Source organism: Stenotrophomonas sp. GD03930, from assembly GCF_029839665.1.
Classification (GTDB): domain Bacteria; phylum Pseudomonadota; class Gammaproteobacteria; order Xanthomonadales; family Xanthomonadaceae; genus Stenotrophomonas; species Stenotrophomonas forensis.
Genome location: NZ_JAOCAV010000003.1, coordinates 193426 through 208475, shown reverse-complemented (window position 1 = coordinate 208475; position 15050 = coordinate 193426). Strand labels below are relative to the sequence as shown.

The window sequence follows — 15050 nt, the reverse complement described above, 5'->3', positions numbered from 1 at the left end:
GCCGGGGCTGGCGGTTGCTCACACTCCGCTGCTCAGAACCACATGCGCACGCCGGCCACCCAGCGCGTGTCGCGCGCGTGGTCACCGGCGTAATCGGCGGTGTCGCCAAACGTGCGTTCGTGGCTGATGCCGATGTACGGCGCGAAGCGGCGGTTGAACTCGTAGCGCAGGCGCAGGCCGGCTTCCACCTTGTTCAGGCCGCGGCCGATGCCGTACTCCGGTTCGTCCTTGCCCGCCACGGTGGCTTCCAGCAACGGCTGCAGGATCAGGCGATTGGTCAGCAGCACGTCGTACTCGACTTCGGCCTTGGCCAGTACCTGGCCGCCGGAACCCATGTACAGCGTGGCCGAGCTCTCGAACTTGTACGGCGCCAGGCCCTGGATGCCGAGCGCGGCCCAGGTGCGCGAGTCAGCCGGCCGGAAGTCCTGGCGCACGCCCACCAGCACATCCCACCACGGCGACACGCTGCGGCCGTACAGCGCTTCCAGCGATGATGACTCGGTGCGGCCACGGCTGCGTTCGCCATCGGTGCGCAGCCACAGGCGATTGATGTTGCCGCCGATCCAGCCGGTCGCTTCCCAGGCCTGGCCGTTGCTGCTCTTGCCATCCCAGTGTTCAAGACGGTCGATCAGCAGCAGGCTGTTGATCTCCGGCGCATGTTCCATCGCGCCATGTGCGATCGGCGGGAAGGCGGCGGCGCGGTCGGCGTCGGTCGGGATCGGGATCGGCTCGCGTGGCTCGGTCGGTGCAGGCGATCCGTGGCCCATCGCGGCGTGGTCCATCGAGGAATGATCCATCGAGGAATGATCCATCGAGGAATGATCCATCGTCGCCGGCTGCGTCGTACCGTGATCCATCTTCGAGTGATCCATCTTCGAATGATCGACCTGCTCGGCTGGCGTTGTCGTGGCTTTCGCAGGCGCGTCCATCGCGGCCATGTCATGGCCGGCATGCGACTGCGCGAACACCGGAAGTGCAGCCGCCAGGCCCAGGGCCAGCAGGCTGGGGGAAAGCAGTGAGCGGCTCATTCTTCGATCCTCACTTCGCGCATCATGCCTGCTTCCATGTGGTACAGCAGGTGGCAGTGGTAGGCCCAGCGGCCGAGTGCGTCGGCGCGCACGCGATAGCTGCGGCGGGTGCCCGGCGGCATGTCGATGGTGTGCTTGCGCACCTGGAATTGGCCCTGTGCGTCTTCCAGGTCGCTCCACACGCCGTGCAGGTGGATCGGGTGCTGCATCATGGTGTCGTTGACCAGCACGATGCGCATGCGTTCGCCGTAGTTCAGCCGCAGCGGCTCGGCGCTGGCGAACGGGATGCCATCGAACGACCAGGAGAATTTCTCCATGTGGCCGGTCAGGTGCAGCTCGATATCGCGGCCCGGTTCACGCCCATCCGGGTCCTCGAACAGGCTGCGCATCGCTCCATAGGTCAACACCTGGCGGCCGTTGTCGCGCAGGCCGATACCCGGGTCGTCCAGTCTGGGTTCGGTGGCTGAGCTCTGCATGTCCACCAGCGGGTTGTTGCGTTCGCTGGCCGGGTGCTTCGGTGCCTTGCTGGCGGTATCGCTGCCACCGCCATGTGCGCCGTGGCCCATGCTGGCACCGCAGCCGCCTTCCATGCTTTTCATCGCGGCCATGTCGTGGCCAGCGTGGCCGCCCATGTCATGCCCTGCCATGTCGTGCCCCATGTCGGACATCGTCAGCAACGGGCGCGGGTCGCGCGCCGGAATCGGTGCCTGCAGGCCATGCCGCACCGCCAGCGTGCCGGCGGCAAAGCCGGTGCGGCCCATGTCCTGGCAGAAAAGGGTGAACGCATCCTGGCCAGTGGGCTCCACCAGTACGTCATAGGTCTCGGCCGGTGCGATGCGGAACTCGTCGATGCTGACCGGATGGATGTACTGGCCGTCGGCGGCGACCACGGTCATCTTCAGCCCGGGGATGCGCACGTCGAAGTAGGTCATCGAGGCGCCGTTGATGAAGCGCAGCAGTACCTTCTCGCCGCTGCGGAACAGCCCGGTCCAGTTGCCGGCCGGCGCGGTACCGTTCATCAGGTAGGTGTAGGTGTGCGCGTTGATGTCGGAGATGTCGGTCGGGGTCATTCGCATCCGCCCCCACATGCCACGGTCGGACAGTGCGGCCGACCAGCCGTCGCGTTTCACGTCGCGCAGGAAGTCCGGCAGCGTGCGCTTGTAGTAGTTGTCGTGCTCGGCGAGCTTCTTCATGCGCCGGAACAACGCACCCGGGTCCATGTCGGTCCAGTCCGACAGCAGGATCACGTGCTCGCGGTCGTGGTGGTACGGTGCCGGCTCGGCCGGGTCGATGATCAGCGCGCCGTACAGGCCGGCCTGCTCCTGGAACATCGAGTGGCTGTGGTACCAGTAGGTGCCCGACTGCTTGAGGTCGAAATGATAGTGGTAGGTCTCGCCGGGACCGATGCCGTTGAAGCTCAGGCCGGGCACGCCGTCCATGTTGGCCGGCAGCAGGATGCCGTGCCAGTGGATCGAGGTCGGGTGGCGCTGCAGCGTGTTGCGCACGAACAGGTCCACGCTCTGGCCTTCGCGCCAGCGCAGGATCGGTGCCGGCAGCGAGCCGTTGACGGTGATCGCCGGGCGGGTACGGCCGGTGAAGTTGGCCAGCGATTCGCCGATGGACAGCTCGACGCGGGTGTCGCTGAGCACGGCGGGGGCGCCGGCCAGGCGCGGCGTGGACGTGGCGGCGGCGAGCGCGCGCTGCGGCACGCCGACGGCGGCAATGCCGGCGACGACGCCACCGGCGGCCAGGCCCTGCACGAACAGGCGGCGCGACGGCATGGGCACAGCGCCCGGGCCGGGGGGAATGCGGGTATTCATGGTGGTGACTCCAGACACGGATAGATGCCGGCAAACAGCCGGCTCTGGTGCGCAGCGCGCACGGTACGCGTGGAATCAGCCGATGGGAGGGCGCGAGATCGGCGGCAGTGGCGGCGCCGGGCGGCCATTGGCCGGCATCGGTTGCGGTGCCAGCGACAATGCCGGGCCGGCCAGGTACGGCAGGGGTTGCACCACCAGCAACGGGTGCTGCGCGCAGCTGCGCACGCAGTCCTTGATCTGGCAATGGGCGTCGTGGGCGGGGGCCTTGGCCTGCGGAGCCTGTTCGGCCTGCATGCCGGCGTGGTGGTGGCAGTCGGCCTCGCCGTCTTCGGCGGCGGCGGCCACGGCATGGGCCATCCGGCCCATCTCCTCGTGACCACTGGCCATGGCCGCGTTCAGCCCGTTGAGCAACAGGCTGAGCATGAGCACGACACGGAGCAGGGTCGAGGCCAGGGACATGGGCGTCAATTTAGCCGCAAGCGGGCGCGGATGCACTTCTGGCTGAATGGCCGGTTCAAGGTTGGAGCAGCACCAGGGTGGGATTTGTAGCGTCGAGCTTGCTCGACTGCTCCTGGCGTGGAATCAACAGCAGTCGAGCAAGCTCGACTCTACAAACGGGATCGCCATTACCCTTCCTCGCGCACGATCTCCACCAGGCGCGGGCCGTAGCGGCTGAGCTTGGTGCCGCCGATGCCGCCGACCCGGGCCAGTTCATCCAGGCTGGTCGGGCGCTGCTCGGCGATGTTGCGCAGGGTGCTGTCGTGGAAGATCACGAAGGCCGGCACGTTCTGTTCACGCGCCAGTTCGGCGCGCAGGCCGCGCAGGGCGTTGAACAGGGCAAGGTCCTGCGGCAGCACCGACAGGCCGGTGCGCTGCGCGCTGCGTTCGCGGCCGCTGCTGGTGCTGGCGGCATCGCGGCGCATGCTGATCTGGCGGCGGCCGGTCAGTACGGCGCGGCTGGCATCGGTCAGGCGCAGGCCGCCGTGGCCTTCGCTGTCCACTTCCAGCAGGCTGGCGGCCACCAACTGGCGGAACACGCTGCGCCAGGTGCGCGCATCCAGGTCGCGGCCGATCGCATAGGTGCTCAGCTTGTCGTGGCCCTGCTGCTTGACCTTCTCGTTCTCGCTGCCGCGCAGGATGTCGATCAGATGGCCGACGCCAAAGCGCTGGCCACTGCGGTAGACGCAGCTCAGCGCCTTCTGTGCGGGGACGGTGGCGTCCCAGGCGGCCGGCGGGGTCAGGCAGTTGTCGCAGTTGCCGCAGGGCTGCGGATAGGTCTCGCCGAAACCGGCCAGCAGCACCTGGCGGCGGCACTGCATGGATTCGCAGTAGCCCAGCAGGTGGTCGAGCTTGGAACGCTCCAGCTGCTTGCGCTCTTCGCTGGCCTCGGACTGCTCGATCATCTGCTTGAGCAGCACTACGTCGCCCAGGCCATAGCACAGCCAGGCCTCGGCGGCCTCGCCATCGCGGCCGGCGCGGCCGGTTTCCTGGTAATAGCCTTCCATCGACTTGGGCAGGTCGGTATGCGCCACGAAGCGCACGTCCGGCTTGTCGATGCCCATGCCGAAAGCGATGGTGGCGCACATCACGATGCCGTCTTCGCGCAGGAAGCGGCGCTGGTTGTTGGCGCGGACCTCCGGCGGCAGGCCGGCGTGGTAGGGCAGGGCATTGAAGCCCTGGCCGCAGAGGAATTCAGCGGTTTCCTCGACCTTGCGCCGTGACATGCAGTAAACGATGCCGGCCTCGCTGCGGTGGCCACGCAGGAAATCGGTCAGCTGCTTGCGGGCGTTGTCCTTCTGAACCACGGTGTAACGGATGTTGGGACGGTCGAACGAGCTGACGAAGTGGCGGGCCTCGGCCAGGTCCAGGCGCTCGGCGATCTCGCGTTGGGTGGGCGGGTCGGCGGTGGCGGTCAGCGCGATGCGCGGAATGTCCGGCCAGCGCTCGTGCAGGACGGTGAGCTGGCGGTATTCCGGGCGGAAGTCGTGGCCCCACTGCGACACGCAGTGCGCTTCGTCGATGGCGAACAAGGAGATGTGGCTGCGTGACAGCAGCGACAGGAAGCGGCCGGTCAGCAGGCGCTCGGGCGCGACATAGAGCATGTCCAGTTCGCCGGCCAGCAGTTCGCGTTCGACGCGACCGGCGGTTTCGGCGTCCAGGGTCGAATTCAGGTACTCGGCGCGCACGCCGAGCTGGCGCAGCGCCTCGACCTGGTCCTGCATCAGCGCGATCAGCGGCGAGATGACGATGCCGCAACCGTCACGCAGCAGGGCCGGCACCTGGTAGCACAGCGACTTGCCGCCGCCGGTGGGCATCAGCACCAGGGCATCGTGACCGGCAGCCACGTGCTCCACGATGTCCTGCTGCGGACCACGGAAATCGTCGTAACCAAAGACGCTTTGGAGCAGGTCGTGCGCGGGACGGGAAGCCATCCGGGTAGTTTACCTCGGCGGGGGGGCTCGGCAGGGCTGCGCCCTGCACCTGCTCCAGGCCAGATCAACGTCAAAGGCAACAGCTGGCTCTGGGGTGCCTGCTGGTTGGGCGGGGCGGTGTGGGCTTGCAGGACACGCCGTAAACCCGTCCCTGGGGGCTCGATGGCGCCATCCATGGCGCCAACGGTCCTGCAAGCCCACACCGCCCCACCCCCGACAGTTCCCCGCGCCTGTTGGTAGGTGTCGACCTTGGTCGACACATCTTTCAGATATCGACAAACGAAATGGGGTCAGAGCCGTTTTCCTGCGGAAAACGGCTCTGACCCCAGGCTTTGCCGACAGATCGCGGGAAACTGTCGAAGGCGGGGTGGGTCCGGTGGCAGGGGTGTCCGCGGCATGGATGCCGCGGCCAAGCCCCCATGGACGGGTTCACGGCGTCCCCTGCCACCGGACCCGCCCCGCCTACCCACAGGAAGCCAGCTTTTGCTGTTGCTGTTGCTGTTGCCGGCCAGCGGCCGGCACTACCGCGGGTGCAGGGCGCAGCCCTGCCGAGCCCCTCAAACCCTTACTGGAGCAGGGAACGCAGCATCCAGGCGTACTTCTCGTGGGTCTGCAGGCGCTGGGTCATCAGATCCTCGGTCGGGGCATCGTCACCCTTGGCCGCCACGTCCAGCACTTCACGTGCCGTACGGCAGACCGCTTCGTTGGCGACCACCAACTGGCGTACCATTTCACGCCAGTCCGCACTGTCGGTCAGGCCCGGTTCCTCGGCGATCGAGGTCAGCGCAGCAAATTCCCGGTAGGAGCCCGGGGCATTGAAGCCCAGCGCGCGGATGCGCTCGGCCACGTCGTCCAGTGCCGCCCACTGCTCGGTGTACTGCGTCTCGAACATGGTGTGCAGCGAGTTGAACATCGACCCGGTCACATTCCAGTGGAAGTTGTGGGTCTTCAGGTAGAGCGTGAACGCATCGGCCTGGAAGCGCGACAGGCCGTCGGCGATCTTCTTGCGGTCGCTCTGGGTGATCCCGATATCGATGTTCGGTGCCGACGGTGCCGCCGCTGCAAGCTTCTGCTTGCCGGTCTTGGCCTTGGTCGTGCTCTTGGTCTTCGCCATGGGGTTCCTCCTTGTGGAATCGTTGGCCTTCACAGTAAATCAGTCTCGATGACTGGTCGCTTTCAAAGTTTTGAACGAACCGATTGATGAACGCTATCGATAAAAATCCATCGCCCCGCCTGCGCCAACAGCGTGCCGCCATCGACGGCGCCATGAGCCGCGACCGGGGCCGCCTGCTGGGAATGCTCTCGCGTTGCCAGGCCAAGCCGCAGGATGCAGCACTGGCCGCCACCTTCGAGCAGGCCTTGCAGGCATCGGTGCAGCGCCGGCAGGTGCGGGCGCAACAGCAACCATCCATTACTCTGGACCCGCAGCTGCCGATTGCGCGTGAAGCCGACGCGATCATCGAGCTGATCCGCGACCACCAGGTGGTGGTGATTGCCGGCGAAACCGGTTCGGGCAAGACCACCCAGCTGCCGAAACTGTGCCTGGCCGCGGGCCGTGGCCAGGCCGGCATGATCGGCTGCACCCAGCCGCGACGGATTGCCGCACGTGCGGTGGCCAGCCGCGTGGCGCAGGAACTGCAGAGCGAACTGGGCCAGCTGGTCGGCTTCCAGGTGCGCTTCAACGACAAGGTCAGCGACGACAGCCGCATCAAGTTCATGACCGACGGCATCCTGCTGGCGGAGATCGCCAGTGACCGCTGGTTGTCGAACTACGACACGATCATCGTTGACGAAGCGCACGAACGCAGCCTCAATATCGACTTCCTGCTGGGCTACCTGAAGCAGCTGCTGCGCAAGCGCCCGGACCTGAAGCTGATCGTCACCTCGGCCACCATCGACACCGAACGCTTCGCCCAGCATTTCGACAATGCGCCGGTGATCAGCGTCGAGGGCCGCACCTTCCCGGTGGAAGTGCGTTACCGCGCGTTGGAAGGCGAGGGCGAAGACCAGGGCGAACGCACTGTCAACGATGCCATCGTGTCGGCCATCGACGAGATCACCCGCCTGGATGCGCGCGGCGACGTGCTGATCTTCCTGCCTGGCGAACGTGAGATCCGCGACGCGCACCAGTCGCTGGAGCGCCGCAAGTACCGAAATACCGAAGTGCTGCCGCTGTACGCGCGGCTGTCCAACCAGGACCAGGACCGGGTGTTCAACCCCGGCCCGAACCGGCGCATCGTGCTGGCCACCAATGTGGCCGAAACCTCGCTGACGGTGCCGCGCATCCGCTACGTGGTCGACCCCGGTTTCGCCCGCGTCAAACGCTACAGCCCGCGCAACAAGCTGGATCGCCTGCATATCGAGCCGATCTCGCAGGCAAGCGCCAACCAGCGCAAGGGCCGTTGCGGTCGTATCGCCGAGGGCATCTGCTATCGCCTGTACGCCGAAGCTGATTTCCAGGCGCGGCCGGAGTTCACCGATCCGGAAATCCGCCGCTCCAGCCTGGCCGGGGTGATCCTGCGCATGCTGCAGCTGGGCCTGGGCCGCATCGAGGACTTCCCGTTCCTGGAAGCACCCGATGAGCGTGCGGTGGCCGATGGCTGGCAGCAGCTGACCGAGCTGGGCGCGATCGATGCCGAGCGGCGCATGACCACCGTCGGCAAGCAGATGGCACGCCTGCCGGTGGACGTGAAGCTGGCGCGCATGCTGGTGGCCGCGCAGGCCGCCGGCTGCCTGCGCCCTATGCTGGTGATCGCCTCGTTCCTCGGCATCCAGGACCCGCGCGAGCGACCGCCCGAGGCGCGCGGCGCGGCCGACAGCGCACATGCGCAGTTTGCCGATGGCCGCTCCGAGTTCGTCGGCGTGCTGCGCCTGTGGGACGCCTATCGGCAGGCCCATGAAGACCTGACCCAATCCAAGCTGCGCGACTGGTGCGGTCGCCATTTCCTGGGTTTCCTGCGCATGCGCGAATGGCGCGAGCTGCATCGCCAGCTGCGCCTGCTGTGCGAGGAACTGGGCTGGAAGGAAGAGGCTGCCGAGGCGTCGATGGCGCCGCTGCTGGCCGGCAGTAGTGCGCCGGCGCGTGATGACGCGGCAGCGGTGAAGGCCACCCGTGGCCAGCTGCACCGTGCCGCGCGGCTGGCCCGCGAGGGCAAGGCCGAAGCCGCGCCGGCACCCGTGGCCGTGCGCGCGCAGAAGGAACAGGCGCCGGCGGGCGGCGGTTTCAGCGAACGCGTGCGTGCCACCGCCTACCAGACCCTGCACCGGGCGCTGGTGGCGGGCCTGCCGACGCAGATCGGGCATCGCACCGAGAAGGGCGATTTCCAGGCCCCGCGCCAGCGCCGGTTCCTGCCGTTCCCGGGCTCGGCGCTGTCCAAGCGGCCGCCGCCTTGGCTGCTGGCGGCCAACCTGCTGGACACGCAGAAGGTGTGGGGCATGACCCTGGCCGCAATCGAGCCGGACTGGGTGATCGCCGAACTGCCGCACCTGCTGCTGCGCAAGCACTTCGATCCGCACTGGTCGCGCGCGCAGGGCCAGGTGCTGGCGTCCGAGCAGATCAGCCTGTTCGGCCTGGTGCTGGCGCCGAAGAAGCCGGTGCACTATGGCCGCATCGAACCGGGCGAAGCGCACGACATCTTCGTGCGGCAGGCGCTGGTGACCGGCGAAATCAACACCCGTGCCAGCTTCGTGGCCGACAACCAGAAGGTGCTGGAGGTCGCGCGCGAGGAAGAGGCCAAGCTGCGCCGCGCCGGCATCGTTGCCGACGAGGACTGGCAGGCGCGCTGGTACCTGGACCGGGTGCCGCCGCAGATCCATTCGGCGGCGGGTCTGGATACCTGGTGGAAGGGGCTGGCGCCGGAGCAGCGCAAGACGCTGCACTGGTCGCTGGTCGACCTGCTGCCCGGCGAAGGCAGTGAACAGGAGCGCTACCCGAAGTACCTGGCGCTGGGCCAGGCGCGGTTGCCGCTGCATTACCGCTTCGAACCGGGCGCCGACGATGACGGCGTGACCCTGGACGTACCGCTGCACCTGCTCAACGCGCTGGATCCGGTGCAGCTGGGCTGGCTGGCGCCGGGCTTCGTCGCCGACAAGGCCTCGGCACTGATCCGGAGCCTGCCCAAGGCGATGCGCCGCAACTACGTGCCGGCGCCGGACTTCGGTCGCGCGTTCTACGAGGCGTTCCCGCAGCCCAGCGCCGATGCCATCACCGGTGAGCTGGCACGCTTCCTGTCACGCGCGACCGGTGCCACGGTGACCGCGCTCGATTTCGAGCCCGGTGTGATCGAACCGCACCTGCACATGAACCTGCGCCTGCGCGACGAGCACGGCAAGGTGCTGGCCACTTCGCGTGACCTCGATGCGCTGCGCGCGAAATTCGGCGGTCGTGCCGGTGATGCCTTCGCGGCGCGTGCCGGGCGCGAGATGGCCGCCGATGGCCTGCGCACGTTCCCGGCCACGCCGATTCCGCTGCAGGTTCCCGGCGAAGCGGGTGTGCCGGCCTATCCGGCATTGCTCGATGAAGGTGACAGCGTGGCGCTGCGCATCTTCGCCGACCGACAGCAGGCGCAGGAAGCCCATCCGCTGGGCGTGCGCCGCCTGCTGGAGATCGCCCTTGCCGAGAAGGTCAAGCAGGCACGCAAGCAGCTGCCGGTGGGGGCCAAGACCGGCCTGCTGTACGCGGCCATCGAATCGCAGGAGCGCCTGCGTGGCGACCTGGTCGATGCGGCGATGAATGCCGTTCTGGCCGAAGGCCTGGAGGACATCCGCGATGCGGCGGTCTTCGAGCAGCGCCGCGACCACGCGGCCAAGGCGCTGTTCGGCGAGGCGATGTCGCGGCTGAAACTGGCCGAGACCATCCTGGCGCTAGTGGCCGAGCTGAAGCCGATGCTGGAGGCGCCATTGATGGGCTGGGCGCGCGGCAACCTGGATGACATGGAAGCGCAGCTGGCCGGGCTGATCCACCCCGGCTTCCTGCGTGATACGCCTGCCGACGCGCTGGCGCAGTATCCGCGCTACCTGAAGGCGATGATCCTGCGCACCGAGCGGGCCAAACGCGATCCGCCGCGCGACCAGGCACGCATGCTGGAGCTGCATCCGTTCCTGGACGCACTGCGCGACGGTGAGGCACAGGGCCTGCGTGAACGCCCTCAATGGCAGGCACTGCGCTGGGACCTGGAGGAACTGCGGGTGTCACTGTTCGCGCAGGAGCTGGGCGCGCGCACCGGCATCTCGGCGAAGAAGCTGGCGCAGCGGGTAACCGCACTGCGCCAGGCGTGAGTCCGATCCTGTAGAGCCGAGCCGGTGCTCGGCTCTACCTCCAGGACGCGCCGTTACTTGGTGCGGCGGACCTTGGGCTGGGTGTTGACACCGTCAACCTTCATGTACCAGACGCCCATCACCCCGGGCTTGATGCTCACCCGGGGTGACGACTTGCGCACGCCGGCCAGGGTCGTGGCATCGGTCTGTTCCCATTCCTGGCCGTTGTCCAGCACGTAGATGCGGCCCTTGCCGAAGCCACGGAACTCGCCCTGCAGCACGCCGGTGATTGGCTCGTTGCTGCCGAAATCGAAGAAGCCCCGGTTCTTCACGATCACTTCCTGGCGTCCTTCCTCGCGTGCCTCCTCGCGGACGGCGGCCACGGCCTGGGTGGTGGCCGCCTCGACCTTGCCCTGCAGCCAGCGGTTGAGCGTGGCCAGTTCCGCCGCATCCAGCTTGTCCAGCCCGGCGGCCTTGAACTCGGCGGGCGACATCTGCTGCTGCAGGTCGCCTTCCACCACGCGCTGGGCCAGCGCAGGCGCCGATACGGCCAGCAACAGCGCGGCGCAGGCGAGCACTCGTGGACGGAAGTGTGGAACGATCGAGGGCATGGCGGGACTCTCCTGGGTTTGCCCGCGAGTGTAGCGGCATGTCCTCATGCCAGGCGATGGTGGCCGCGGCGATTGTCCCTGAACGGCGCCGGCGCTAGTGTAGGGGCCTCTGTCTTGCCTGCTCGATGCTGTGAACCGCGCTTCCGTCCCCGGCCTGGATGCCTTGTTGAACCGTCCCTCGGCAGCGGTGCTGCCCGCTCCGCTGCGCCAGGCCCTGCGCGGGCACTGGGATGCCCCGGAGTGCGACCACCAGATGCGCGCCAGCTGGTCGGTGCTGGGTGACACCCTTGATGCGCTGTCGATGCTTTCAGCCGACGAAGGCGCAGTGGTCGCGGCCCTGCTGTTCGACCTTCCCGGGTTGCGTGCCCACCTGGACGCGTTGCCGCTGGGCAACCACAAGGCAGCGGTGATCGGCCTGCTCGACGGCCAGGACGCTGCTGACCCGGTATGGGCGCTGCATGCCGGTCGCGAGGCCGGGCGCAACAGTGAAGGGCTGCGCCGCCTGCTGCTGGCGATCATCCGCGACCTGCGCGTGGTGCCGATCCTGCTGGCCCGGCAACTGGCGCGGATGCGCGCGGCCGACAAGCTGGATGACGAACAGCGCCGCGCGCTGGCCCAGCTCACCCGCGACATCCATGCACCGCTGGCCAACCGGCTGGGCATCTGGCAGCTGAAGTGGGAGCTGGAGGACCTGGCCTTCCGCCACCTGGAACCGGAAACCTACCGGCGCATCGCCCGTGAGGTGGACGAGACCCGCATCGCGCGCGAGCGCTACGTCGAGAACGTCAAGAAGGTGCTGTCGCGCGAACTGGTCGCGCAGGGCATCAAGGCCGAGGTCAGTGGCCGCCCGAAGCACATCTACAGCATCTGGCGGAAGATGCAGAAGAAGCGGCTGGCGTTCGACCAGCTGTACGACATCCGCGCGGTGCGGGTGATGGTCGACGATGTCGCCGCCTGCTATGCCGCGCTGGGCGTGGTGCACGCGCTGTGGGCGCCGGTGCCGAGCGAATTCGATGATTACATCGCCCGTCCCAAGGCCAACGACTACCGCTCGCTGCACACCGCCGTGGTCGGCCCGGAAGGGCGCACCATCGAAGTGCAGATCCGCACCCACGAGATGCATTCGCAGGCCGAACTGGGCGTGGCCGCGCACTGGAAGTACAAGGAAGGCGGCAAGGGCGCGGAGAAGGCCTTCGACCGCAAGATCACCTGGATGCGGCAGCTGCTGGAGCAGGCGCAGGACGGGCAGGGTAACGAACTGGCCGGGGCGCTCGACGCCGAGCTGACCGAGGACCGGGTCTATGCGCTGAGCCCGAAGGACGAGGTGCTGGACCTGCCGCAGGGTGCAACGCCGCTCGATTTCGCCTACCAGGTGCACACCATGGTCGGGCACCGGTGCCGTGGCGCCAAGGTCAATGGCCGCATCGTGCCGCTGACCTACCGCCTGCGCAGCGGCGACCGCGTCGAGATCCTGACCGGCAAGGAGGCCGACCCGCGCCGCGACTGGCTGATGCCGGCCAATGGTTTCCTGGCCAGCAACCGTTCCCGCGAGAAGGTGCGCAGCTGGTTCCACAAGCTGGACCGTGCGCGCAACGTGCAGGCCGGTCGCGAACTGCTCGAGCGCGAGCTGAAGCGGCTGGGCCTGCAGCATTCGGATCTGGCAGTGGCGGCGAAGAAATTCCACGCCGACAGTGTCGATGACCTCTACATCCAGGTGGCGCTGGGCGATACCGGGCCGAACCAGGTCAGCCGCGCCCTGCTGGAAGCCGAGCGCGCGGCCAGCCAGCCGGCAGCCGCGCCGGCGTTGCCGCGCCCGACCGCGCGCCGGGAGAACCTGGGCAAGTCCAAGTTCACCGTGCAGGGCGTGGGCAACCTGCTGGTGCAGCTGGCACGCTGCTGCCAGCCGGTGGCGGGCGAGCCGATCGTCGGCTACCTCACCCGTAGCCGTGGTGTCACCGTGCATCGGGCAGACTGTGCGGCGCTGGCCCGCCTGGCTGCCACCAGCCCACAGCGGATCCTGCCGGTGGAATGGGGCCAGGCCGGTGGCGGCTACGAAGTGGACGTGGTGGTCACGGCGGTCGATCGCCGCTGGCTGCTGAAGGACATCACCAACCTGATCGCCCAGGAAGACGCCTACGTGCTCGACATCCACAGTGACAATGTGCGCAACAGTGGCCGTGCCCATCTGCGCCTGCGGTTGAAGGTGAGCGACTACGGCCAGCTGTCGACCCTGCTGGGCAAGCTGGACGCGCTGCCGGGCGTGAGCGAGGCACGTCGCCTCGGCTGAGCTTCACGCTGCCCCGGCTACCCTGCACGCATGGAACGCGAGCCTCCGCATCGCCCGCATGGCGCTGAACATCCTGCGCTGGACCGCGTCCGCCGCGAAGGCCGCTGGTGGTGGCTGCAGGCACGCCACGCGCGCCGGGTCTGGCGCTGGGCGCTGGTCGCGGCGCTGGCCGTGTTCGTGCTGCTGGTGCTGCTGCGCAAGCCGCTGGCCGACTGGTTCTGGGATGAGCCGCAGATCGAACAGTTGCTGGCCGAGGGTGACCGCGCACTCGCCGCGGGCCGGTTGAGCGCGGCCGATGGCAGTGGCGCACGCGAGCGCTACCAGGCGGTGCTGGCACTGGACGGTGATCGCCCGCAGGCGCGCGAAGGCCTGGCCCGAACCGCTGCGGCGGCACTGCAGCAGGCACGCGACAGGCTGCAGAACAACGATCTCGACGGTAGCGTACAGGCACTGGCGTTGGCCCGCGAGCTGCAGGTGCCGCAGAGCGAAGCCGAAGCGGTTGCCCGCCAGCTGCAGGCGCGCCGCAACACGGGGGCCGGCATCGGCGCGCTGCTGGCACAGGCGCGCAATGCCTTTGCGGCGGGGCGGCTTGATGATGGCGACAGCAGTGCATTGCCGCTGTTCCAGCGCATCCTGGCAGTGCAGCCGGACAATCTGCCGGCGCTGGAGGGGCGCGAGGATGCCCTGAGCGATCTGTTGCAGCAGGCACGCACGCAGGCCGGGCGAGGGGAGCTGGCCGAGGCGGCTGCGATCGTGCAGCGCGCCCGCCAGTTCGATGCCGGCCATGCCGACCTTCCGGCCAGCCAGGAGGCGCTGGCACGTGCCGTGGACCTGCGCCTGCGGCAGGCGCAGCGCGCGTTGCAGCGCCAGCAACTGGAAAATGCGGCGAAGGGCTTCCTGGCCGTGCTGGCCGTGGCGCCGGAGGATCCCACGGCCCAGCGTGGCCGCGAGCAGGTGCTGCAGGCCGTGCTGGCGCGCAGCCAGAGCCAGGCCGACGATTTCCAGTTCGACGCAGCACAGCGTGATGCAGCGCTGGCCGAGGCGCTGGGCGCGTCGGCGGCGGCGCGCCAGCAGCTGGCGCAGCGCCTGCAACGTGCGCAGCAGGCACAGCGGTCGCTGCAACAGCCGGCGGCCAGCAACGCGCAGCGTGAGCGGCAGTTGCGCGAGCTGCTGCGCAGGATCGAGCGCGCCGAGCGCGCCGGGCAGTGGATCAGTCCACCGGGACACAGCGCGTTCGACGCGCTGCGTGAAGCGCAGGCCCTGGCGCCGCGCGATTCCCGGGTGAAAGCGGCCGCCGCGCGCCTGCTGCCCGCCAGCCGTGCCTGCTTCGATGACAACCTGCGGCAGAACCGGGTGCAGGCCGCCGGCGCCTGCCTGCAGGCCTGGCAGACCCTGTCGCCCACTGCGAACGGCCTGCCTGCTGCCCGTCAGCGCCTGGCACAGCGCTGGCTTGCGATCGGCAGCGAACGCCTGGGCAATGGTGATGTCGCCTTCGCCGAACGCGCCCTGCAGCAGGCCGCCGAGCTCGGTGCGGGCGCGTCCAGCAGCGAGTATCAACAGCTGCGGCAGCGCCTTCGCGATATCGGTGTGCCCTCGCCCTGAGCCCGCCGTTGCCG

At 68.3% G+C, this 15050-nt stretch carries 9 protein-coding genes; 3 read left to right on the top strand and 6 right to left on the bottom strand.

Features of this window, described 5'->3' with window-relative positions; genetic code table 11:
• Window positions 1-32: 32 nt before the first annotated feature.
• The 5 genes from N5C18_RS16615 to N5C18_RS16595 form a co-directional block, all read right to left on the bottom strand.
• A complete protein-coding gene (locus tag N5C18_RS16615) occupies window positions 33-1028 on the bottom strand; it encodes a copper resistance protein B (protein WP_279945150.1) in 996 nt (331 codons plus the stop codon).
• Window positions 1025-2848: a copper resistance system multicopper oxidase gene (locus N5C18_RS16610; RefSeq protein ID WP_279945149.1), complete on the bottom strand. Its 1824-nt coding sequence runs from the start codon at window positions 2846-2848 to the stop codon at window positions 1025-1027. Before N5C18_RS16610 ends, N5C18_RS16615 begins: the two co-directional genes overlap by 4 nt.
• 75 nt (window positions 2849-2923) lie before the next feature.
• Window positions 2924-3307 carry a CopL family metal-binding regulatory protein gene (locus N5C18_RS16605; RefSeq protein WP_164242906.1) on the bottom strand — a complete coding sequence of 128 codons (384 nt, stop codon included), beginning with the start codon at window positions 3305-3307 and terminating at the stop codon, window positions 2924-2926.
• A 167-nt stretch (window positions 3308-3474) separates the two neighbouring features.
• On the bottom strand, window positions 3475-5280 hold the full coding sequence (gene recQ / locus N5C18_RS16600; RefSeq protein WP_279945147.1) for a DNA helicase RecQ: 1806 nt from the start codon (window positions 5278-5280) through the stop codon (window positions 3475-3477).
• 565 nt (window positions 5281-5845) lie between these two features.
• Window positions 5846-6394 carry a Dps family protein gene (locus tag N5C18_RS16595; protein WP_106468898.1) on the bottom strand — a complete coding sequence of 183 codons (549 nt, stop codon included), beginning with the start codon at window positions 6392-6394 and terminating at the stop codon, window positions 5846-5848.
• A gap of 86 nt (window positions 6395-6480) precedes the next feature.
• On the opposite strand from N5C18_RS16595, the gene hrpA reads away from it, so the two are divergent.
• Window positions 6481-10557, top strand: a complete 4077-nt coding sequence (gene hrpA, locus N5C18_RS16590; protein ID WP_279945146.1) for an ATP-dependent RNA helicase HrpA — start codon at window positions 6481-6483, stop codon at window positions 10555-10557.
• A 53-nt stretch (window positions 10558-10610) separates the two neighbouring features.
• Here the strand turns inward: hrpA and N5C18_RS16585 are convergent, their stop codons facing one another.
• Window positions 10611-11147: a hypothetical protein gene (locus N5C18_RS16585; protein WP_164242801.1), complete on the bottom strand. Its 537-nt coding sequence runs from the start codon at window positions 11145-11147 to the stop codon at window positions 10611-10613.
• A 130-nt stretch (window positions 11148-11277) separates the two neighbouring features.
• On the opposite strand from N5C18_RS16585, the gene N5C18_RS16580 reads away from it, so the two are divergent.
• Window positions 11278-13434 (top strand): bifunctional (p)ppGpp synthetase/guanosine-3',5'-bis(diphosphate) 3'-pyrophosphohydrolase, encoded by a 2157-nt coding sequence (locus N5C18_RS16580; protein ID WP_053450555.1) that lies wholly within the window; start codon window positions 11278-11280, stop codon window positions 13432-13434.
• Window positions 13435-13464: 30 nt separating this feature from the next.
• Complete coding sequence (locus tag N5C18_RS16575; RefSeq protein ID WP_279945145.1) at window positions 13465-15036, top strand: hypothetical protein; 1572 nt, start codon at window positions 13465-13467, stop codon at window positions 15034-15036.
• Window positions 15037-15050 lie beyond the last annotated feature (14 nt).